This is a genomic window from Halomonas sp. AOP27-A1-41, from assembly GCF_052378605.1.
Lineage (GTDB): Bacteria > Pseudomonadota > Gammaproteobacteria > Pseudomonadales > Halomonadaceae > Vreelandella > Vreelandella citrativorans.
Genome location: NZ_JBQSXT010000002.1, coordinates 165,446 through 184,321 on the forward strand (window position 1 = coordinate 165,446; position 18,876 = coordinate 184,321).

Annotated in this window: 16 protein-coding genes and 5 tRNA genes; 10 read left to right on the top strand and 11 right to left on the bottom strand. The window is 54.8% G+C overall.

Going from position 1 to position 18,876, the window contains the following annotated elements:
* Positions 1-62: 62 nt before the first annotated feature.
* Positions 63-1,754, top strand: coding sequence for an L-lactate permease (locus ACT3TC_RS02905; RefSeq protein WP_193054398.1), 1,692 nt, complete (start codon positions 63-65; stop codon positions 1,752-1,754).
* 150 nt (positions 1,755-1,904) lie between these two features.
* On the opposite strand, the gene ACT3TC_RS02910 is transcribed toward ACT3TC_RS02905, so the two are convergent.
* Entirely contained in the window at positions 1,905-2,429 is a 525-nt protein-coding gene (locus ACT3TC_RS02910) for a gamma carbonic anhydrase family protein (RefSeq protein ID WP_172117437.1), read from the bottom strand.
* A gap of 98 nt (positions 2,430-2,527) precedes the next feature.
* Entirely contained in the window at positions 2,528-3,304 is a 777-nt protein-coding gene (glcC, locus tag ACT3TC_RS02915; RefSeq protein ID WP_444639056.1) for a transcriptional regulator GlcC, read from the bottom strand.
* Positions 3,305-3,516: 212 nt separating this feature from the next.
* Here glcC and glcD point away from each other — a divergent pair, with 212 nt between their 5' ends.
* Genes glcD through ACT3TC_RS02935 form a run of 4 tightly spaced genes read left to right on the top strand, consistent with a single transcriptional unit; the run spans position 3,517 to position 7,815 of the window.
* Positions 3,517-5,016, top strand: a complete 1,500-nt coding sequence (gene glcD / locus ACT3TC_RS02920) for a glycolate oxidase subunit GlcD (RefSeq protein WP_444639057.1) — start codon at positions 3,517-3,519, stop codon at positions 5,014-5,016.
* A 17-nt stretch (positions 5,017-5,033) separates the two neighbouring features.
* The gene (glcE, locus tag ACT3TC_RS02925) at positions 5,034-6,134 is read left to right on the top strand and encodes a glycolate oxidase subunit GlcE (RefSeq protein ID WP_444639058.1); all 1,101 of its coding nucleotides are present in this window, start codon (positions 5,034-5,036) and stop codon (positions 6,132-6,134) included.
* A 14-nt stretch (positions 6,135-6,148) separates the two neighbouring features.
* Complete coding sequence (glcF, locus tag ACT3TC_RS02930) at positions 6,149-7,384, top strand: glycolate oxidase subunit GlcF (RefSeq protein WP_444639059.1); 1,236 nt, start codon at positions 6,149-6,151, stop codon at positions 7,382-7,384.
* Between the two features lie 29 nt (positions 7,385-7,413).
* Positions 7,414-7,815 carry a GlcG/HbpS family heme-binding protein gene (locus tag ACT3TC_RS02935; RefSeq protein WP_087111863.1) on the top strand — a complete coding sequence of 134 codons (402 nt, stop codon included), beginning with the start codon at positions 7,414-7,416 and terminating at the stop codon, positions 7,813-7,815.
* 90 nt (positions 7,816-7,905) lie between these two features.
* Here the strand turns inward: ACT3TC_RS02935 and ACT3TC_RS02940 are convergent.
* The 6 genes from ACT3TC_RS02940 to ACT3TC_RS02965 all read right to left on the bottom strand — a co-directional run bounded on the left by ACT3TC_RS02940 (position 7,906) and on the right by ACT3TC_RS02965 (position 9,306).
* Positions 7,906-7,982, bottom strand: a tRNA-Asp gene (locus tag ACT3TC_RS02940).
* A gap of 56 nt (positions 7,983-8,038) precedes the next feature.
* Positions 8,039-8,114: transfer RNA gene (locus tag ACT3TC_RS02945), tRNA-Val, on the bottom strand.
* Between the two features lie 39 nt (positions 8,115-8,153).
* Positions 8,154-8,230: transfer RNA gene (locus ACT3TC_RS02950), tRNA-Asp, on the bottom strand.
* Positions 8,231-8,268: 38 nt separating this feature from the next.
* Positions 8,269-8,345, bottom strand: a tRNA-Asp gene (locus ACT3TC_RS02955).
* Between the two features lie 59 nt (positions 8,346-8,404).
* A tRNA-Val gene (locus ACT3TC_RS02960) sits at positions 8,405-8,480 on the bottom strand.
* A gap of 88 nt (positions 8,481-8,568) precedes the next feature.
* The gene (locus ACT3TC_RS02965; RefSeq protein WP_444639060.1) at positions 8,569-9,306 is read right to left on the bottom strand and encodes an alpha/beta fold hydrolase; all 738 of its coding nucleotides are present in this window, start codon (positions 9,304-9,306) and stop codon (positions 8,569-8,571) included.
* A 144-nt stretch (positions 9,307-9,450) separates the two neighbouring features.
* Between ACT3TC_RS02965 and ACT3TC_RS02970 the strand changes: the two genes are divergently transcribed.
* The 4 genes from ACT3TC_RS02970 (at position 9,451) to fnr (ending at position 14,357) form a co-directional block, all read left to right on the top strand.
* Positions 9,451-11,307, top strand: coding sequence for a heavy metal translocating P-type ATPase metal-binding domain-containing protein (locus tag ACT3TC_RS02970; protein ID WP_444639061.1), 1,857 nt, complete (start codon positions 9,451-9,453; stop codon positions 11,305-11,307).
* Positions 11,304-12,029: a sulfite exporter TauE/SafE family protein gene (locus tag ACT3TC_RS02975; protein ID WP_444639062.1), complete on the top strand. Its 726-nt coding sequence runs from the start codon at positions 11,304-11,306 to the stop codon at positions 12,027-12,029. Before ACT3TC_RS02970 ends, ACT3TC_RS02975 begins: the two co-directional genes overlap by 4 nt.
* An 85-nt stretch (positions 12,030-12,114) precedes the next feature.
* Complete coding sequence (gene hemN, locus ACT3TC_RS02980) at positions 12,115-13,542, top strand: oxygen-independent coproporphyrinogen III oxidase (protein WP_444639063.1); 1,428 nt, start codon at positions 12,115-12,117, stop codon at positions 13,540-13,542.
* Between the two features lie 62 nt (positions 13,543-13,604).
* A complete protein-coding gene (gene fnr, locus ACT3TC_RS02985; RefSeq protein WP_444639064.1) occupies positions 13,605-14,357 on the top strand; it encodes a fumarate/nitrate reduction transcriptional regulator Fnr in 753 nt (250 codons plus the stop codon).
* Here the strand turns inward: fnr and ttcA are convergent.
* The 3 genes from ttcA to ACT3TC_RS03000 form a co-directional block, all read right to left on the bottom strand.
* Positions 14,344-15,255, bottom strand: a complete 912-nt coding sequence (ttcA, locus tag ACT3TC_RS02990) for a tRNA 2-thiocytidine(32) synthetase TtcA (protein WP_444621515.1) — start codon at positions 15,253-15,255, stop codon at positions 14,344-14,346. The two genes, fnr and ttcA, sit on opposite strands and share 14 nt — an antisense overlap.
* 147 nt (positions 15,256-15,402) lie before the next feature.
* On the bottom strand, positions 15,403-16,053 hold the full coding sequence (locus tag ACT3TC_RS02995) for a DNA polymerase III subunit epsilon (RefSeq protein WP_444639065.1): 651 nt from the start codon (positions 16,051-16,053) through the stop codon (positions 15,403-15,405).
* 8 nt (positions 16,054-16,061) lie between these two features.
* Positions 16,062-17,876 (bottom strand): putative nucleotidyltransferase substrate binding domain-containing protein, encoded by a 1,815-nt coding sequence (locus ACT3TC_RS03000; RefSeq protein WP_444639066.1) that lies wholly within the window; start codon positions 17,874-17,876, stop codon positions 16,062-16,064.
* A gap of 735 nt (positions 17,877-18,611) precedes the next feature.
* Between ACT3TC_RS03000 and ACT3TC_RS03005 the strand changes: the two genes are divergently transcribed.
* A complete protein-coding gene (locus ACT3TC_RS03005) occupies positions 18,612-18,872 on the top strand; it encodes a DUF4212 domain-containing protein (RefSeq protein WP_172117423.1) in 261 nt (86 codons plus the stop codon).
* The last annotated feature ends 4 nt before the right edge of the window (positions 18,873-18,876 follow it).

Genomic DNA, 18,876 nt, shown 5'->3' on the forward strand with positions numbered 1-18,876 from the left:
TTTAGCACTTAAACCATTAGACAGAAATAGCGCATACCCATAAATAAAAAGGCGGTTTTCTTATGAACGAAACAACACTTGCTCTTCTGGCTTTTTTGCCATTACTGCTGGCAGGTATTTTACTCGTTGGTTTTAAAATACCGGCCAAAATAGCGATGCCGATTGTATTCCTCACCGCAGCCACTATTGGGCTGACGGTTTGGGATATGTCATTTAGCCGCGTGGCCGCCTCGACGATCCAAGGCCTTATCCAAACAGCAGGCCTGCTGTGGATTATTTTTGGCGCCATTTTGCTGCTCAACACCTTGAAGCATTCAGGGGGCATTACCGCTATTCGCAATGGTTTTTCAGGCATCAGTCCAGACCGTCGCGTTCAGGCACTGATCGTTGCCTGGCTGTTTGGTTGCTTTATTGAAGGCGCTTCTGGCTTCGGCACCCCCGCTGCCGTGGCCGCACCGCTAATGGTTGCCTTGGGCTTCCCGGCACTTGCCGCTGTCGTGGTGGGCATGATGATCCAATCTACCCCGGTGTCGTTCGGCGCCGTGGGCACGCCTATTATCGTGGGCGTGGGCAGCGGGCTGGACCGCGCGGGCATAACGACACAACTGGAAGCGGACGGCTCCACCTGGGGCACATTTTTCCAACTGATCACCAGCGAAGTGGCTATTACGCATGGCATCATCGGCATCTGCATGCCGCTGATTTTGGTACTGGTGATGGTGCGTTTCTTCGGCGCCAACCGCTCCTGGAAAGAGGGGCTTTCGATTGTACCGTTTGCCCTTTTCACCGGCATTTCGTTTGTGATTCCTTATATGCTGGTGGGCGTTTTCCTGGGCCCGGAATTTCCCTCCATGATTGGTGCCATGGTCGGCCTAGCGATTGTTGTACCGGCAGCGCGTAAAGGCTTTTTACTTCCCAAAGATACCTGGGACTTTCCAGAATCAACCTCTTGGCCGGATGAGTGGATCGGCAACCTTCAAATCAAGCTTGAAGATGTGGCCGGAAAAGCCCCGATGTCTACTTTTATGGGCTGGGTTCCCTACGTATTGCTGGCGCTGTTCCTGGTAGCTTCACGAACCATTGAACCGCTGCGGGTGGCACTCACCTCTATCAGCTTGAACTGGAACAATATTCTAGGCGAAACGGGCGTTAGCGGGGGTGTACAGCCGCTTTACCTGCCAGGCGGGATTATTTTGGCGGTAGTGATCGTGACCTACTTCCTGCACAAGATGAACCCGAGCAAAATAAGCGCGGCGGTATCAGAATCCACCAAAACGATATTGGGCGCGGGCTTTGTACTGATTTTCACCGTACCCATGGTACGTATTTTGATCAATTCAGGGGTTAACGGGGCGGACCTGGTGTCAATGCCGGTAATGATGGCGCAGGCAGTTGCTCATGGCATGGGCAACATTTATCCCTTCTTCGCCCCCACAGTGGGCGCCATGGGTGCCTTTATTGCAGGTTCCAATACGGTTTCTAACCTGATGCTGGCAGAGTTCCAATTTAACGTCGCCCAAACGCTGGGTGTTTCAACTGCCATGATGGTGGCTCTGCAGGCAGTCGGTGCCGCTGCGGGTAACATGATTGCGATTCACAATGTTGTGGCGGCTTCTGCGACCGTTGGCCTGTTGGGCCGTGAAGGTACGACCATTCGTAAGACCATTATCCCCACCATCTACTATCTTGTCTTCGCGGGCATTATTGCGATGGTAGCGTTCTATGTGCTTGGCGTTACGGACCCACTTATGTAGAACATCTGAGTAGCGTCACCCTTTACGACACCCCAAGCCTGCCTTGGGGTGTCGTGCTTTAAAGATAAGTACGCGCAAGGAGCGTCGTTAGAAAGCCGCGCATTCGTTGATGTGATAGTTGATGTGATTGCTAATGTAATAGTTGACGTGCTAATCGATGCGTTTTAGCGAGGTGGCATGCTGCTGGCCGCGTATGACATAGCTTTGCGCGTTCAGCTTAAGCCCTTCTATGGCATCAGCAGAAAGCGTGCGTACTACCCGCGCAGGTGAGCCCACAATCAGCGAGTTGGGCGGAAACACAGCGCCCTCTTTAATAAATGCCCCCGCACCTACCAGGCTGTTTTCGCCGATCACCGCGCCGTTAAGCACCACGGCTTGAATACCGATCAAACAGCCATCGCCTACGCTACAACCATGCAGCATGGCCTGGTGGCCCACCGTGACACCGCGCCCCACTTTGAGCGGATACCCAGGGTCGGCATGCAATACGGCGCCATCCTGAATATTGCTCTCTTCGCCTATTTCCAAAAGGTCGCTGTCACCGCGCAACACCGCTTGATACCAGACGCTGGAGCGCGCTTTTAAGGTTACCTGCCCTATCACGTCTGCGGTTTCAGCAACGTACACGTCGTCATGAATATCAGGCTGGTGCTCACCGAACTGGTAAATAGCCACATCGCTCTCCTTTGATTATTGTCATCGCCTAGGCTAGCGTCTGTATCAGCCGCTGAGCAACGTGAATCTTTTCGACAGGTATTTTCATCAGCAAAGCATTACCACGGCTCCATACGCATGGCTGAGCGCTCCAGACGTTCGCTCTCTACTTCCAGCTCCCGTAGCAGCTCGGTAATGCTGGTGAGATGCTCCAGCGCCACCTGCCTGGCCTGTTCGGCGTCGCCGGCGACAACCGCATCATGCAGCCGGGCATGCTGGCGGTTGATCATTTCACGCGGGCCCGTACGGTGGTAAAGATGCTTAACCGAGGCAAATACCGAACTTAGCAGCAGATCGGTCAGGCTTTGCAGTGTATGTACCAGCACCGGGTTGTGCGATGCCTGGGAGACGGCGAGATGAAAGGCGTGGTCAAGCCGCGCCAGCCGCTCAACGTCAATGCACTCGGCGTGCTCGGCATAATCCTCCAGCTCCTGGTAGCGCCGGGTAATCAACACGCGGTCCATGGAGGTACCTCTCGTCGCCGCCAAAAAAGCCGACTCTCCTTCCAGCAGAGCGCGCACTTCGAGCAGATCAAACAGCGTGCGCGGGTGATCATGGAACAGGTGCATCAACGGGCTTTTATCCTGCATGGGGAGAAGCGATGCCACGGTTGAGCCATGCCCTTGGCGAGTTTCAATCACGCCTCTGCTACGTAGAATGCGCAGGCCTTCACGCAGCGAGGCTCTGGATACTTTAAGCCGCTCGCAGAGGCGCCGTTCAGAAGGCAGCAGTTGGCCAGGCCGAAAGACGCCATCCAGAATCAAGCGCTCCAAACGGGCGGCAACATGGTCAGGCGTACGCAGGCCAAGCACAGGTTCTTGATTGGAAAAGGACATCTGTTTTCTCTCATCCAGGCGCTGGTTGGTCGCCCATGGCAAGGTGCGATTTACCCATTGGCAAGCAGGCGGCAGCGCGTTTCAACATCGACTAATTACTGGTCTGACCATTGCACCACACCCTGGACAGCCGCACAAAAAAAGCTCAGATTGATGCCATAGCGAATTGACCGTGCGGTTACCTTTAACGATAAAAAACCAGAGAAGTTGTGATGAATATTCTCTTTGATGAGCGCCTTGACGGCGAGTTGGTCCACCGCGATAAAGCCGAGGTTTTAAGCGATATACAGCAGGCAGTGCCCTCCATGACCCTGCTGCACCGGGAAGAAGACCTGCGTCCTTTTGAGTGCGATGGCTTGGCGGCGTACCGGGTGCTACCCATGCTGGTGGCGCTGCCCGAGAACCTGGAGCAGGTTGAAGCCCTGCTAAAGCTCTGCCACGCACTGGATGTGCCCGTAGTGACGCGCGGTGCGGGCACCGGCCTTTCCGGCGGCGCACTTCCGCTTGAACAAGGTGTGCTGCTGGTAATGTCGCGTTTTAATCGTATTTTAAGCGTTGACCCGGACGCCCGCCTGGCGCGTGTGCAGCCGGGGGTACGCAACCTGGCTATTTCTGAAGCGGCCGCGCCTTACGGGCTTTACTACGCCCCTGATCCGTCATCTCAAATCGCCTGCTCAATTGGCGGTAACGTGGCGGAAAACGCAGGCGGCGTGCACTGTTTAAAGTACGGGCTCACGGTGCATAACGTACTTCGTGTTGACGTACTTACTATTGAAGGCGAGCACATGACGCTGGGCGCCGAGTCGCTGGATGCGCCGGGGTTTGATCTTCTAGCACTGATGAATGGTTCAGAGGGCATGCTCGGTGTGGTGACTGAAATTACCGTTAAGCTGTTGCCCAAGCCGGAAACCGCCAAGGTCTTGATGGCAAGCTTCAACGATATTGAAAAAGCGGGCCGAGCAGTGGGCGACATTATTGCCGCAGGCATCATTCCAGGCGGTCTGGAAATGATGGACAGGCTAGCCATTAAAGCGGCTGAAGATTTTGTTAAAGCGGGCTACCCGATGGATGCTGAAGCCATTTTGCTGTGTGAGCTGGATGGCGTTGAGGCAGATGTAGATGACGACTGTGAAACGGTACGTCGGGTACTCGAAAAGGCAGGCGCCACACAGATTCAACAGGCCCGCGATGAGGCTGAGCGAGCCATGTTTTGGGCCGGACGTAAAAATGCCTTCCCAGCGGTTGGCCGTATGTCGCCTGACTACTACTGCATGGACGGCACGATCCCTCGCCGCGAATTGCCGCGCGTACTCAAGGGGATCGCCGCACTTTCTGAACAGAGTGGTCTGGCCGTGGCCAACGTGTTTCACGCAGGCGATGGCAACATGCACCCGCTGATTCTGTTTGATGCCAACAAAGAGGGGCAGCTTGCGCTTGCCGAGGACGTTGGCGGCAAGATTCTGGAGCTTTGCGTGGAAGCGGGCGGGTCCATTACCGGCGAGCACGGCGTGGGGCGCGAAAAAATCAATCAGATGTGCAGCCAGTTCCAGGCCGATGAGATCCGCATTTTTCATGCGCTAAAAGCCGCATTTGATGCAAAGCGCCTGCTCAACCCCGGTAAAAACATCCCTACGCTTGCTCGCTGCGCCGAATTTGGCGCCATGCATGTGCATAACAATGAATTGCCGCACCCGGAGCTTCCGCGGTTTTGATGGCATAAGGAACACTCATGACCGATCTAGCGATTAACGCCGCAGACCGCGATATCTCTGAGCGCCTGTGCGACCAGGTGCGTAACGCCTATGAAACGCGCACGCCACTGCGTATTGCAGGGGGGAACACCCGTGCATTTTATGGCCGCCCTGTGGAAGGCCAGCCGCTGCACATGGCAGAGCACAGCGGCATCGTCTCTTACGACCCCGTAGAGCTGGTGGTCACCGTGCGGGCGGGCACACGATTAAGCGTGCTTCAGGCAGCGCTTGCCGAACACCATCAAATGCTCCCCTTTGAGCCGCCCTCCTTTGGTGAGAACAGCACCATTGGCGGCGCCGTAGCCACCGGGCTTTCTGGCCCCCGGCGCCCCTGGGCGGGTGCCGCACGCGACTTTGTGCTCGGCACACGCATTATTACCCAAGAGGGCAAACTGCTGCGCTTTGGTGGCGAGGTGATGAAAAACGTGGCGGGGTATGATCTTTCCCGTTTAATGACCGGTGCCCAAGGCACGCTTGGCGTGCTGGCCGATATCTCCTTTAAGGTGCTGCCTGTTCCCACCGCAAGCCACTGTCTGCGCCTGTCACTAAGCCTTGAGGAGGCCTTACACAAACTGGCTGAACTTGGCCGCGAGCCGCTACCCATCACTGCCGCCGCCTGGCACGCAGGCGAGTTATTTATTCGCCTGGAGGGGGGCAAAAGCTCGGTAAAAGCCACCCGTGAGCGCCTGGGGGGCGAACCACTGGAGGCCAGCTTTTGGGCCTCGCTGCGTGATCATACTCATGACTTCTTTAAGTACCGCGATGACCCACCGCTGTGGCGCCTTTCACTCCCTCCGAACACTGCCCCGCTTGCATTGGATATCCTCCAGCAAGATATCTTTTACGACTGGGGCGGCAGCCAGCGCTGGGTAAAAACCACCCTCGATGCAGCAACGTTACGCAAGGCATGCCAGGCCGCCGGCGGGCACGCTACCTGCTACACCCCGCAGGCGCAAGGTGGGGCCGCTGAGCCCTTTACGCCGTTAAACAGCGTGGTTGAAAAGTATCACCGTAGGCTGAAAACGGAGCTGGATACTCACGCTATTTTTAATCCCGGTCGTCTTTATGCGGCGCTTTAATCAGGAGAACTGATATGCAAACGCATTTTACCGATGCGGATCTTCAAAAGCCGCATATTCAGGAGGCGGAGCGCATTTTGCGCACCTGCGTACACTGCGGTTTCTGTAACGCGACCTGCCCCACTTACCAGTTGCTGGGCGATGAGCGTGACGGCCCCCGCGGGCGCATCTACCTGATGAAGGAGCTGCTGGAAAGCCGCGACGACGATGACCAGGTCACCGCAGAAACCCGGCTGCACCTGGACCGCTGCCTAACCTGCCAGAACTGTGAAACGACCTGCCCTTCCGGGGTCGAGTATCACAAACTGTTAAATATCGGCCGCGCTGAAATTGAACGTCGAGTACCGCGCCCGCCAGCCGAGCGTGCCCAGCGCTACGCGCTGCGTAAAATGATGGTGGAGCCAACGCGCTTCAAGGCGCTGCTTAAACTGGGCCAAACCTTCAAGCCGCTGGTGCCAGGCAAGCTACGCAATAAAATGCCAGCCGCGCCCGTTGATGCCGGCAAACGGCCGGGCAGTACGCAGCATACTCGGAAAATGCTGATGCTAGAGGGGTGTGTACAGCCTGGATTATCGCCCAACACCAACGCCGCCACAGCGCGGCTGCTGGACCGACTGGATATTAGCTTAACGCCCGTCACAGAAGCGGGCTGCTGCGGGGCCATTGACTTTCACCTCAACGCCCAGGATGACGGACGAGCACGCATGCGCGCCAACATTGATGCCTGGTGGCCACATATAGAGCAAGGAGCGGAAGCCATTGTTCAAACGGCCAGTGGCTGCGGGGCATTTATCAAAGAGTATGGCTATATGCTCAAGGATGACCCGCACTATGCTGAAAAGGCCCAGAGAGTCAGTGCGCTGGCAAAAGACATTGTTGAGATACTTCGCGAGGAACCCCTGGACGCCCTTCAGGTAAAAGAGACTCAGCGACTGGCCTTTCACTGCCCCTGCACGCTACAACATGCCCAGAAGCTTAACGGCGCGGTTGAAGGCGTATTAACCACGCTAGGGTTTACGCTGACCCCGGTGCAGGATGCTCATCTCTGCTGCGGTTCAGCGGGCACCTACTCGGTCACCCAGCCGGAACTGGCCACACAGCTGCGCGACAATAAGCTCAATGCCCTGGAAGCAGGCAACCCAGCGCTTATCGTAACGGCTAATATTGGCTGCCAAACGCACCTGGCAGGCGCGAACCGGACGCCGGTTCGCCACTGGGTCGAAGTGGTAGACGCCGCACTTGCTCAATAACATCCATTAACCAACCAACAGGAAATGCCATGCAAACCAAAGCCGTACTGACGCTTACCGATATCAACAAGATACTTGATGCCGCGCAACAAGAAGCGGACAACAACCGCTGGCCGGTGACGATTGTGGTCACTGACGATGGCGGCCACCTACTGGCGCTACGCCGCCTGGATGGAGCCGCGCCCTTTAGCGCGGAAATCGCCTCTCATAAAGCGCGTAATGCCGCTATTGGCCGCAAGGAAACGCAGGTGTTTGAAGAGATGATTAACGGTGGCCGCACTGCATTTGTTTCCGCGCCCTTCCCTGGCTTATTGTCAGGTGGCGTTCCGGTGATCGTCGATGGGCAAGTGATCGGCGCGGTAGGCATTTCCGGTGTAAAACCTGAGCAGGACGTCCAGATTGCCAAGGCAGGTGTTAGCGCGGTTGCCTGACTGGCGTAACCAACCAGCGCACATACGAAAAACCCCGGATCAATGATCCGGGGTTTTAGAATTCGTTCGGTATAAACCGAAGGTGCTTAATGGCGGACCGGACGAGACTCGAACTCGCGACCTCCGGCGTGACAGGCCGGCATTCTAACCAACTGAACTACCGGTCCACATATAAGGCACTTAACGCGGTATTACAATGACAACCATTTAAAAGGACTTTAAATGGTGGGTGGTACTGGGTTCGAACCAGTGACCCCCAGCTTGTAAGGCTGGTGCTCTCCCAACTGAGCTAACCACCCAGGGTGTTGATCTTTAATCAACGAATCTGCAAGTTATCGTGGCGGACCGGACGAGACTCGAACTCGCGACCTCCGGCGTGACAGGCCGGCATTCTAACCAACTGAACTACCGGTCCGAATAGCGATAACTGCTACAAAGTAAACCGTATGATGATGGCGGACCGGACGAGACTCGAACTCGCGACCTCCGGCGTGACAGGCCGGCATTCTAACCAACTGAACTACCGGTCCGCATTACATCATGCTGATATTACTTTGGTACTGCTTTACGTTTCCAGGCCATCTTTCGATGGTGGGTGGTACTGGGTTCGAACCAGTGACCCCCAGCTTGTAAGGCTGGTGCTCTCCCAACTGAGCTAACCACCCGCTGGTCACGTGGCGCTGCATTCTACAGAAGCCTCGCTGAATGTCAACACGTTATGTTTAAACTTTGTGATTTAAACCAGCGCGTTGCTCACATTCCCGAAGGCGTTCCATGAGCGCGGACGAAGGATGCCGCAAGTGAGGCCGCCTCGTCAATCAAAAACTCATGTTTTAATCCAGAAGCGCGCCGTGGCTTAAAGTCATGGTCACCATCGGTTAACCAGTCAAGCCTGGTTTGAGGCGTTAATGGATAGCCAATTACTTCTTCACGCGTACCAAACGGGTCACGCTCGCCTTGCAGTACCAATACCGGACAGTGAATATCAGGCCAGTGACTTAACCGACGTTTTTCAGGCGCTTTCGGCGGATGAAACGGATAGCCCGCAGCGATAACACCAGGGCAAGCCTGCTGGCTGGCCAACATCGTCGCAATTCGTCCGCCCATCGACTTTCCGCCCACCCACAGTGGCGATGCCGCCAATGGCGCAAGTAGACGATACCAGGCAGTAAAATGCGCTACCGTGTGAGCAACTGGCGGTGGCGGGCGGCGTTTACCCTGTTGATTAATCTGCTGCATATAGGGAAAGTCAATCGCAAACACCTGAAGCCCCTGGGCTGCCAGCCCATTGATCATGCGCTGCATAAAAGATGACTGATGCCCAGCGCCTGCGCCATGCGCCCATAAAATTCGCCCGATATGCGCCCGCCCCACCACTGCCAGCGGCCCAAGCCCCTCCACCAAAAAGAAGCCGGGGGCTTCAGTTTTCGCCAAGGTATCTTCCAGCGCGTCTGGCGGAAGGGGCAAATATCCTGCATAAGCGTCTGGCATCACTGTTTTCTTTCTCCTGGCATTTTAATCCGTTAAACCTTCACTATTCATTCAAGAGTTTTCCGATGGCTGCTACCTTAAGGAAACACTCTTACCTGATAAAGCGTTGATGATACGGTTATTTAAAGCACGGGCAGCGAAGCCATGACAACGTTACCGGCCTCCTCTTGTTACCACTGTGGCAGCCCTGTTCCGAGCAATGCGCCTTGGCATATAACGCTGGATGCCACCACGTACCCGTTGTGCTGCCCAGGCTGCGAGGCCGTTGCCCATGCCATTGTACAGGGCGGCCTGGCGCGCTATTACCAGCAGCGCACTGAGCTGCCCGAAACGCCTGCCGGAGAGTCTCTCGATAGCGATGCCTGGGCGTATTTCGACAGCCCTGAATTTGAAACAAAATTCCGGAAAACGTTGCCCCTTGGCGTCGACAGTGACCAGTTAAGCGCTACGCTCGCGGTAGAAGGTATTACCTGCAATGCCTGTGGCTGGTTAATTGAACATCGCTTAAATGCGCTGAAGGGCATCGCCTCAAGTGCCGTCGATTTATCACGGCATCGCCTTCACGTTAGCTGGCACCCCAGCAAGCTTAAGCTTTCCCAGCTACTGGCCGAGCTTGCCGGTATTGGCTACAGCGCCCTGCCTTTTGAGCCAGACCCTGCACAGGAACGCGGGCGCTATAAAAAGCGCCTGTGTGCTTGGCGGCTGGGAGTATCGGGGGCGTGCCTTCTCGGTATCACGCTGCTCATGCTTTTTTTGCCGAGTGAAGTACGAGGGGATCTCAATACGCGTACTACTACGCTGCTTCACTGGCTTCCCATGGTACTGGCAACGCTTGTCATGCTGTTTGCCACGCCGCCTTTTTTTCGACAAGCGCTTGCCGATATAAAGCGTGGCTTGTTGGGTCCGGCCGTGCCTATTGCCCTGGCACTGGGCTGCGCTTACCTGGCCAGCGGCTACGCATCGTTTTTTCACACAGGGGAGCACTACGTTGGCATGTACGTTGGCATGATTGCGCTGCTCACAACGCTGTTACTCCTTTTTGGCTGCGCTCGATCATTACCCATTTTAAGAAGCCCTCAAGACACATTTAAAGGAGCCCTACCCGCCACGACCATTCGACGTACCCCCGATGAAAGCGAACGAATTTTACCCGCGAGTGAGCTTTGCCCAGGTGATCGTATCGTAGTGAACGCGGGGCAGCGGATACCTGCTGACGGCATTATCGAGCAAGGCGCATCAAGCCTGAACACCTCACAGCTCACCGGCGAACCGCTCCCGGTGAGTTACGCGAAAGGAGATAGCGTGCTGGCAGGCTGTCAAAACCTCGAAAACCCGCTGGTGATTAACGTAGTCCAACCGCCTGCCCGCGCCCGTATTACAGCGCTAGGCGCCCTGGTTGGCGCTGCTTTTACTGGAAAGCACCTGGCTAGCATTAACGCACACGGCGTGCACAAATGGGCCGTTGGCCTGCTTATCATAACGCTAGGAGTGACAGCCCCCTGGTGGTGGTTTAAACCGCTAATGGCAATGGATGTACTGCTTTCGCTGCTAATAGCAGGCAGCCCGTGCGCACTGGCGTTGGCAACCCCAGCGGCGCTAACGGTCGCTTACCAGCAGTTACGTGCACGAGGCGTGGTGATAATGAATCCTCGCGCCCTGCTTTCATTGGCCACAACAACGCAGCCTGCAGATGAGGCGATAGCGTCTTGCTCAGACGTGGTCATACTCAGCCCACAAAGCGGGCGCGCCGTAGAAACTCTAACCATTGCCCGCGCCGCGCAGCGCTGCATACAACACTCAATGGGCATGGCGGCCTCCATCAGCGTGATAGCGCTTTGCCTAGCGGCAGTGGGCGCCCTATCGCCGTTTGGCGCCATCATGGGCGCTGGCATCAGTGTGCTTGCCGTCATTGCTAATACGCTACGCTTTTCACGCAGGCTATCTACTTCCAGCGTATCCACCTCCCATTTATCCACTTCAGCAGTCAAAGGCGTGCCATGAACCCGACCGGGCTTGATCTTCCTCCGCTTATCGCCGCGTTTGTGTTTGGGTTTATGGGCGGGGCCCACTGTATCGGCATGTGCGGAGGCGTCATGAGCGCATTAACCTTTGCCATCCCGCCCAGCATGCGTAGCTCGGCGCGTATGGGCAGCCTACTGCTAAGCTACAACTTGGGCCGAATATTAAGCTACATGACGGCAGGCGCGCTGGTAGCCACGTTGGGCACTGTCCTTTCGCCCTCACTGCTGGCGCGCCAACTGCTGCAAGGCGTTGCAGCGCTCATGCTGATTCTCATGGCGCTGTATATTGCTAACTGGTGGAAAGGGCTTTTGCGCGTGGAAGCCGTGGGCAAACGATTATGGCGTCACCTTGAACCCTGGGGCCGACGCTTGATGCCGGTGGTTCATTTCCCCCAGGCATTCGCGCTAGGCGCCATTTGGGGCTGGCTGCCCTGTGGGCTGGTGTATTCAATGCTGGCCTGGAGCCTGGCGACGGCCCGGCCGCTTCAGGGGGCTTTATTAATGGGCGCTTTTGGCCTGGGCACCCTGCCTGCGCTACTGGCCACAGGACTTGCCGCACGCAAGCTTAATCATCTTATTCGTCACCCCGCGACAAGAACCATCGCCGCGCTCGTCATTATCGGCTTTGCCGTATGGCAGCTTTGGGCACTCAACATGCACTCAGGTGGGCATTCAGGCGGACACTCACACGCCAATCATTGACCTGGCGCAACGCACTACAGCGCTATGTTCTTTAGCCTATCGGTAGCTTTTTAAAACGTATTTTCAGCTACCGGAGCGCCTCTTCATGCCTGTATGTGCCAAGGCTGTCCCTTCATCCGTTACTGCTACCGCGTCATCCAGCACCCGCTGGGATGACGCATTGCTGCGCCGTTATGATAAAAGCGGCCCACGCTACACCTCCTACCCGACGGCGCTGGCCTTTCACGAGGGATTTACCGCCGAAGATGCGACCCAGGCCATTGAGCGCAGCAACGCAAGTCAGCGCCCGCTTTCCATCTATGTCCATATCCCGTTTTGTCGCAAAATCTGCTTTTATTGCGCGTGCAATAAAATTGCGACGAAAAACACCGCCCTGGCCGAGTCGTATCTCTATCGGCTAGATCGTGAGATGGTCCTGACGGCCCGCCATCTGGATACAAAGCGCCCTGTCAATCAGTTGCACTGGGGCGGAGGCACCCCTACGTTTCTTTCACTGGAGCAGATGGGCGACTTGATTGACCGCCTGGACGCACGCTTCGGTCTTTCAAACGCACCAGAGCGTGACTACGCCATTGAGATCGACCCGCGCGAAGCCGATGTTTTAACCCTGCGCCACCTGCAGTCTTTGGGCTTCAACCGCCTGAGCCTTGGCGTACAGGACCTGGACCCACGCGTTCAAAAGGCGATTAACCGTCATCAGCCTCGCGTGCTTACCGAAACACTAATGGATGAAGCACACCGGTTGGGCTTTCTCTCGCTGAATCTGGATTTAATCTACGGTCTGCCCTTTCAAACGGAAAGGAGCTTCGCCAAGACGCTTGAACAGGTGATCGCGTTAAATCCGGCGCGTTTATCCGTGTTTAATTACGCGCATTTGCCTGAACGCTTCAAGCCTCAGCGACGTATCAGCGTGGATGACCTGCCAGGTGCGGATGAAAAGCTTTCGATTCTGCGTACGACCATCGACATGCTGACCGCTGCGGGCTATCAACATATTGGGATGGATCACTTTGCCAAACCCAATGACAGCCTGGCGGTTGCCCAAGCCAACGGCACCCTACAGCGCAATTTTCAGGGCTACTCCAGCCATGCCAGATGCGATCTTATCGGTCTGGGCGTGTCAGCTATTTCCCGAATAGGCGATAGCTATGCGCAAAACCCTACTGACCTGGCTAGCTACGAAGAGAACCTGGATCAAGGTCGACTGGCTACCGTGAAAGGCGTACGATTAAATCAGGATGACCTAATACGAGCCGACGTTATCGAACGTTTAATGTGCGATATGCGCCTGGATTTAGCAGCGGTTAGCCGGCAATGGCAGGTTAACGCCAACGACTACTTTGCCAGTGCGCTGGAAAGCCTACGCACTGCTGAACAGGACGGGCTAATCGTTCGCTTGGATGATACGCTTGAGGCGACGCCAATGGGCCGTTTACTGATTCGCCAACTGGCCATGGCGTTTGATGCTTACCTTCCGGGGCACTCAGGCCAACGCTACTCAAGAATCGTTTAACCGGCGGCATCAACGCCTGCGGTAGATAGCCATTTAGGCAAAAGAGAAACAGGGAGATAGTCATGCTACCCTCGACAAGCCAACGACGCTCGCTTCTTCAAGAAGCACGCTGCCAGACCTGCAGCCTAAGCTCGCTTTGCCTTCCACTAGCGCTTGAGCTTGAAGGCATGGGGCAGTTTGATGCCATCATCAGACGCCGAGCACCGCTGAAAAAGGGCGAAACACTGTTTCGTCAAGGCGACCGTTTTACCAGCGTGTATGCCGTTCGCTCAGGCAGCCTAAAACAGGTAACCAGCGAAGGTAATGGCAACGACCAGCTCACTAACTTCTTTTTGCCCAGCGAGCTTGTCGGATTGGACGGCATTGACGAAGAGCACTACCCAGGCAGCGTGATTGCCCTTGAAACCACCACCATCTGCGAAATCCCCTTTGACCGGCTGGACCTGCTTTCAGAGGAGCTACCAGAGCTTCGTGGTCAGCTGTACCGCAGTATGAGCAAGGAGCTTCGTGATGACCGACGCATGATGCGCCTGTTGTCGCGCAAAACCGCCGACCAGCGGCTGGCCAGTTTCCTACTGACGCTTTCAGAGCGTTTTCGGCGTCGGGGTTACTCGCCTTACAGCTTTAGGCTTTCAATGGCGCGTGCGGATATCGGCAATTATCTGGGGCTGGCGGTTGAGACGGTCAGCCGTATCTTGAGCCGTTTTCAGCAGCAAGACGTGGTGGCCGTCTCAGGGCGCGAGGTTAACATCCTCGATATGCAGCGGCTTATGGCGCTTGCTGAAGAGGAAGAGCCGGTGATTAGCTCACGTTAAATGCTTCAATACGCCCCGCCATTAGCGCTTCCTGTTTGGCTTCCAGTCCCGCAAAGTCAAACAGGTCGCGGTCGGCTAGCTGCGAAGGCGCGACGTTAGTGACCGCTTTAAACATGCTTTCCAAACGACCCGGATGCTTTTTGTCCCACTCGGCCAGCATTTCCTTAACGACCTGACGCTGCATGTTCGGCTGCGAACCGCACAGGTTGCAGGGAATAATCGGGAACTCCATCAGGCGCGAAAACTCCGCAATATCCGCCTCTTTACAGTAGGCCAGCGGACGAATCACGACATTCTTGCCGTCATCGGAAAGCAGCTTGGGCGGCATTGCCTTCAGGCTGCCGCCAAAGAACATATTGAGAAACAGCGTTTCCAGAATATCTTCACGATGATGACCAAGGGCGATCTTGTTGGCGCCAATTTCTTCGGCAAACCCGTAAAGCGACCCACGCCTTAACCGCGAACAAAGCGCGCAGGTCGTTTTGCCTTCCGGCGTTTTCTCCTTCACTACCGAGTACGTATCACGCTCCAGAATGCGGTACTCCACGCCGAGCTTTTCCAGATACCGGGGCAGTATATGCTCGGGAAAACCAGGCTGCTTTTGGTCCATATTGACCGCCACCAGTGAAAAATTCACCGGCGCATTGCGCTGCAGGTTGCGTAAAATCTCAAGCATGGTGTAGCTGTCTTTACCCCCCGACAGGCAGACCATGATCCGATCACCCTCATTGATCATTTGGTAATCGATAATCGCATTACCTACCTCGCGCCGCAGTCGCTTTTGCAACTTGTTGAATTCGCGTTTCTGTTTGGCATCCTCAAGCGCCGGCTGGCCTTGCAGGTCAGGCGTCGGTGCAACGGTTGCCGCGGCGGGGTCAAAATGATCAAGGTGTTGCATGATATAAGCACTGCCAATGGTAGAAGGAGCAGCCGCTATTCTAACAATACTCCCGCCGTTCACCCAACTGGCAAAATCACGTCATAACTATGGTCATAACTACGGTTATCAAGACGGCCATCTACACAGGCGCCACTACGCTAGAAGCTAACCCGACTGCGTCATATCACGCTGTAAGCGCATATACAGCAAGGCGCTTGCGGTGGCTTTACCTAACAACCTCTGGGTCGAGATAGCAGGCACTTGCCAGCAGGCCAGCGCCTCGGAAAATGGTTGGGAAGGCTCCACCAACGGGTGTAAACGGCGCAATTGGCGTTGATGCAGTTTGGCCACATCGACCTGAACATTAGGCAACCCAAACCCGAGGTGCGTTCTAAAGGCTCTATTAAGCATGCAAAACTGCTGGTCCAGTTGCCACCCGACCAGCGGCCGGTTGCCAATAAAATCGGTAAACGCATGCAGTGTCTCGGCACAGAGGGGTACCGCCGTGGCGGGATTGTAAAGCCGCTGATGCTGGCGCAGCGCCGTCTGGTCAACCGTTTGTGGGTCGGCAAACGTCGCCACCCACGCCTGGCTTGTGTGCACTTGCTGTTGATTAAGTACCACAGCAGCCACACTTAATACCGACGTTTCACCGGGTAGTGATTCACAAGCCAGCGCCACTAGCTCTTCCCCCATATAGGGCTGGAAAAGCCAGGCGTAAGGCGAATTCGCATAGCGGCGCCGATCTCGCTCACGTTTAAACGTTCTGCGCAGCGTTTGCCCCAGCAGTGCCATGCCTTTTTTGCTGCCTTGCATAGCGCTGCTCATGAATACTCTAAATGGTAACGATAGGAGAGGCGCTGTTTAAAGTCTTTAACGATATGTAGCGACTCGCGCAATAAATCGCGCTCAAGCGACGAGAGTTCTTGCACCACCACGTGATTGGAGCGCGCATCGTCCATATCCTGCCCGCTAAGTTGCTGTTTAAGACGCAGCTCGGTCAACAGTGAAAGTGCCTCTCCTAAATCATCCGCTGTGCGCCGTTCAAGGCGGCCATCATCAACCAGTGCCTCCAATCTGCCCAGCGTCGAGGTTACGCTGATGCGCCGCTCAAGCGCCATGGTACGTACACCGTGGACAATCGGAAAAATGCCGCCTTTTTTGATATCGATACCGTGCTGGGGCTTTTTAAGCGAACCAAAAAGCGTCAGCGGTGTTGAAAAACGCAGCGCCGCACGCGCAAAGTAGGAAAGCAGAATTTCATCATGGGCACAGCGCGCAAATAGCGCCTCACGTACGCTTTCAAGTAAACATGGATTACCTGCCATTGAATGAGCATCCAGCATAATGGCAAGTTTCATTAAACTATCGCCATCGCGCACGCTGGCCCATTGAGCAATACGCTTCTTCCACTGAGAAACGCTGGCAACCCACTCGGGGTTAGAGACCATAATATTACCAGGGCACGGCGGGTAACCCAGTTTTATGAGCGTCTCGGTTAAGGCCTGCATATCATCGGCGACACTTGGCCACTGGGCGTCGTCGTCTAAAATCAGACCGTTATCCTGATCCGTTTTCAAAATTTGCTCGCCGCGCCCTTCACTCCCCATCACCATCAGGCAGCTATGCTGATGATGCTCCTCATTGATAACAAAATCCCAGGCCTTGCTCATAATCCGGCCATTCAAGGCCGCCAGCAGGTCCATGGCAAAATTAAGCTTAACGCCTTGTGCCATAAGGGCTGTGACGAGTTCAGGGGTACGATGACTAGCAACTGCCAACGTTTCCAAGTCATCAGCCTGCTCCACCTGCAGACTAACAACGTAACTTCGGCTGGAAAAATAACTCAGCACATCCGTCAGCTCGACCACGCCTTTTAACGCGGCCTGCTCCATCACCACAACGCGGGTAACCTTGTGCCGAGTCATTAACACCAGGGCTTCAAACAGGTACTGCTCAGGCGTTACCGTGACAAGGGAGAAGTGCGCCACCTGACCCACCAGAGTGGCTGACGTGAAGCCGCTCACGACCAGGCCATTGAGCAAATCGGTTTTCGTCACCATGCCAAGCTTGCCTTGGGTTTCCACCAGCAGGCTGTCAGCATGGCTTTCGTTAAGCTTTTCAACCGCCCCGGCAATAGTGGTAGAAGCATCCATAAGCAGGGGCGCTCGCATACATTCACTAATGCGGGCCAGCATAAAGCCTGCCATGGTGACGCCACCGTCGGCGCGCTTTTCTGTCAACAAGCGCGCCTTGTGAGCAAGTGACTGCCTAAAGAACTGCTCAAAAGGAGGGTACTGGCGACACAGCTGGCTAAACAGAAGGCTGGGCATGGTGTAGCAAAGGCACTCCTGCTCAGCCTGAAAGCGGTAGCGGCTTTTTCCGTTCAAGATGCTAATGGCGCCAAACAAGTCCCCTGCCGTGTAGTGCCCAATGTGAGCACTTGCCGCAGGCAAGGAGGGGTCTATCTCAGCGACGTCTCCCTTATGAATAAGAAAAACGTAAGCACCCTGCTCGCCCATTTCCAGGATAATGTCATCGCGGTCAAAATAGGCAAGGTCCATGCCTCGACGAACATGCTCGCGCCCCGTGTCATCAAGCAACGTAAATGGCAGTTGGGACAGATCAACATCAACCATGGGGCATGTCCTTACACGACAAAAGAAAAAAGCGACGTCCGTAAAATTGGAAGTACGTCAATCAACGGGTGAAGTACTTCTTTCTGGTTTACGGTGCTTAAGAGCCAGCCTACTACTTTTTATTAATAACGGTAGCGTCAGACGACTGCCTAGCATAAGTCCTTCTCAATAAAACAAGCCAACTAACCCAAACAAGCCTGTACAAAAACCTGCCACTAAAAACCTTCCACCAAGAAACACATACTACTCTATATACCTTTATCTATTATTCAAACGTCGCCCCGACGTTGGTTTAAACGACTAAAGTAGCACCTCCCTAGCAACTAACCGTTAGCATTGAACGCTATTTTAAAGTAGCAAATATTATCTTTTAACCAAACCCTAGACCATCGTTCAACTAACGGGTAGTCTGCTGAAAAAATATACGTAAAAACGCTAATATTCAGCCATTTGAAACACTTTATTTAGTCTACAATAGATAGTGATACCAAAGTCTGGGATTATTTTTTAGCGATTATTGTTCAGTATTGACAATGCATCATTCAGGGTAATTGCACAGTGCTAACCAAAACTTACCAAAATCTCATAAAACGCTTGTATCGACGGCAACAGCCAATAACAAATCAAGAGACAAGACCAAGCGGTAGGTAGTTTTAGCGTGCCATTACCCTGATATGCTAAACGCTATTCCTGGTGAACTTTCCAAACCTAAAAACACAAGTGGAGAGCAACACAATGGCAGATGACAAATCCAATGCTGCGGAATACTGGAAAGCCAACGTTCGTTTAATTACTGGGTGCCTTATTGTGTGGGCGTTCGTGTCTTACGGATGTGCGATTTTGTTTAGACCGCTTCTAGCAAGCATTCACATAGGGGGAACAGACCTGGGCTTCTGGTTTGCTCAGCAGGGCTCGATCCTTACCTTTATTGCTCTGATCTTCTTCTACGCCTGGAGAATGAATCAGCTCGATAAGAAATTTGGCCTTGAGGAGTAAGTCA

Bases quoted from the DNA above. Each gene is read 5' to 3' on its own strand.
- ACT3TC_RS02905 (WP_193054398.1), top strand. From the start codon at position 63: ATGAACGAAACAACACTTGCTCTTCTGGCTTTTTTGCCATTACTGCTG.
- glcC (WP_444639056.1), bottom strand. From the start codon at position 3,304: ATGTCCTTTTCCAATCAAGAACCTGTGCTTGGCCTGCGTACGCCTGAC.
- glcD (WP_444639057.1), top strand. From the start codon at position 3,517: ATGAATATTCTCTTTGATGAGCGCCTTGACGGCGAGTTGGTCCACCGC.
- glcE (WP_444639058.1), top strand. From the start codon at position 5,034: ATGACCGATCTAGCGATTAACGCCGCAGACCGCGATATCTCTGAGCGC.
- glcF (WP_444639059.1), top strand. From the start codon at position 6,149: ATGCAAACGCATTTTACCGATGCGGATCTTCAAAAGCCGCATATTCAG.
- ACT3TC_RS02935 (WP_087111863.1), top strand. From the start codon at position 7,414: ATGCAAACCAAAGCCGTACTGACGCTTACCGATATCAACAAGATACTT.
- ACT3TC_RS02965 (WP_444639060.1), bottom strand. From the start codon at position 9,306: ATGCCAGACGCTTATGCAGGATATTTGCCCCTTCCGCCAGACGCGCTG.
- ACT3TC_RS02970 (WP_444639061.1), top strand. From the start codon at position 9,451: ATGACAACGTTACCGGCCTCCTCTTGTTACCACTGTGGCAGCCCTGTT.
- ACT3TC_RS02975 (WP_444639062.1), top strand. From the start codon at position 11,304: ATGAACCCGACCGGGCTTGATCTTCCTCCGCTTATCGCCGCGTTTGTG.
- hemN (WP_444639063.1), top strand. From the start codon at position 12,115: ATGCCTGTATGTGCCAAGGCTGTCCCTTCATCCGTTACTGCTACCGCG.
- fnr (WP_444639064.1), top strand. From the start codon at position 13,605: ATGCTACCCTCGACAAGCCAACGACGCTCGCTTCTTCAAGAAGCACGC.
- ttcA (WP_444621515.1), bottom strand. From the start codon at position 15,255: ATGCAACACCTTGATCATTTTGACCCCGCCGCGGCAACCGTTGCACCG.
- ACT3TC_RS02995 (WP_444639065.1), bottom strand. From the start codon at position 16,053: ATGCAAGGCAGCAAAAAAGGCATGGCACTGCTGGGGCAAACGCTGCGC.
- ACT3TC_RS03000 (WP_444639066.1), bottom strand. From the start codon at position 17,876: ATGGTTGATGTTGATCTGTCCCAACTGCCATTTACGTTGCTTGATGAC.
- ACT3TC_RS03005 (WP_172117423.1), top strand. From the start codon at position 18,612: ATGGCAGATGACAAATCCAATGCTGCGGAATACTGGAAAGCCAACGTT.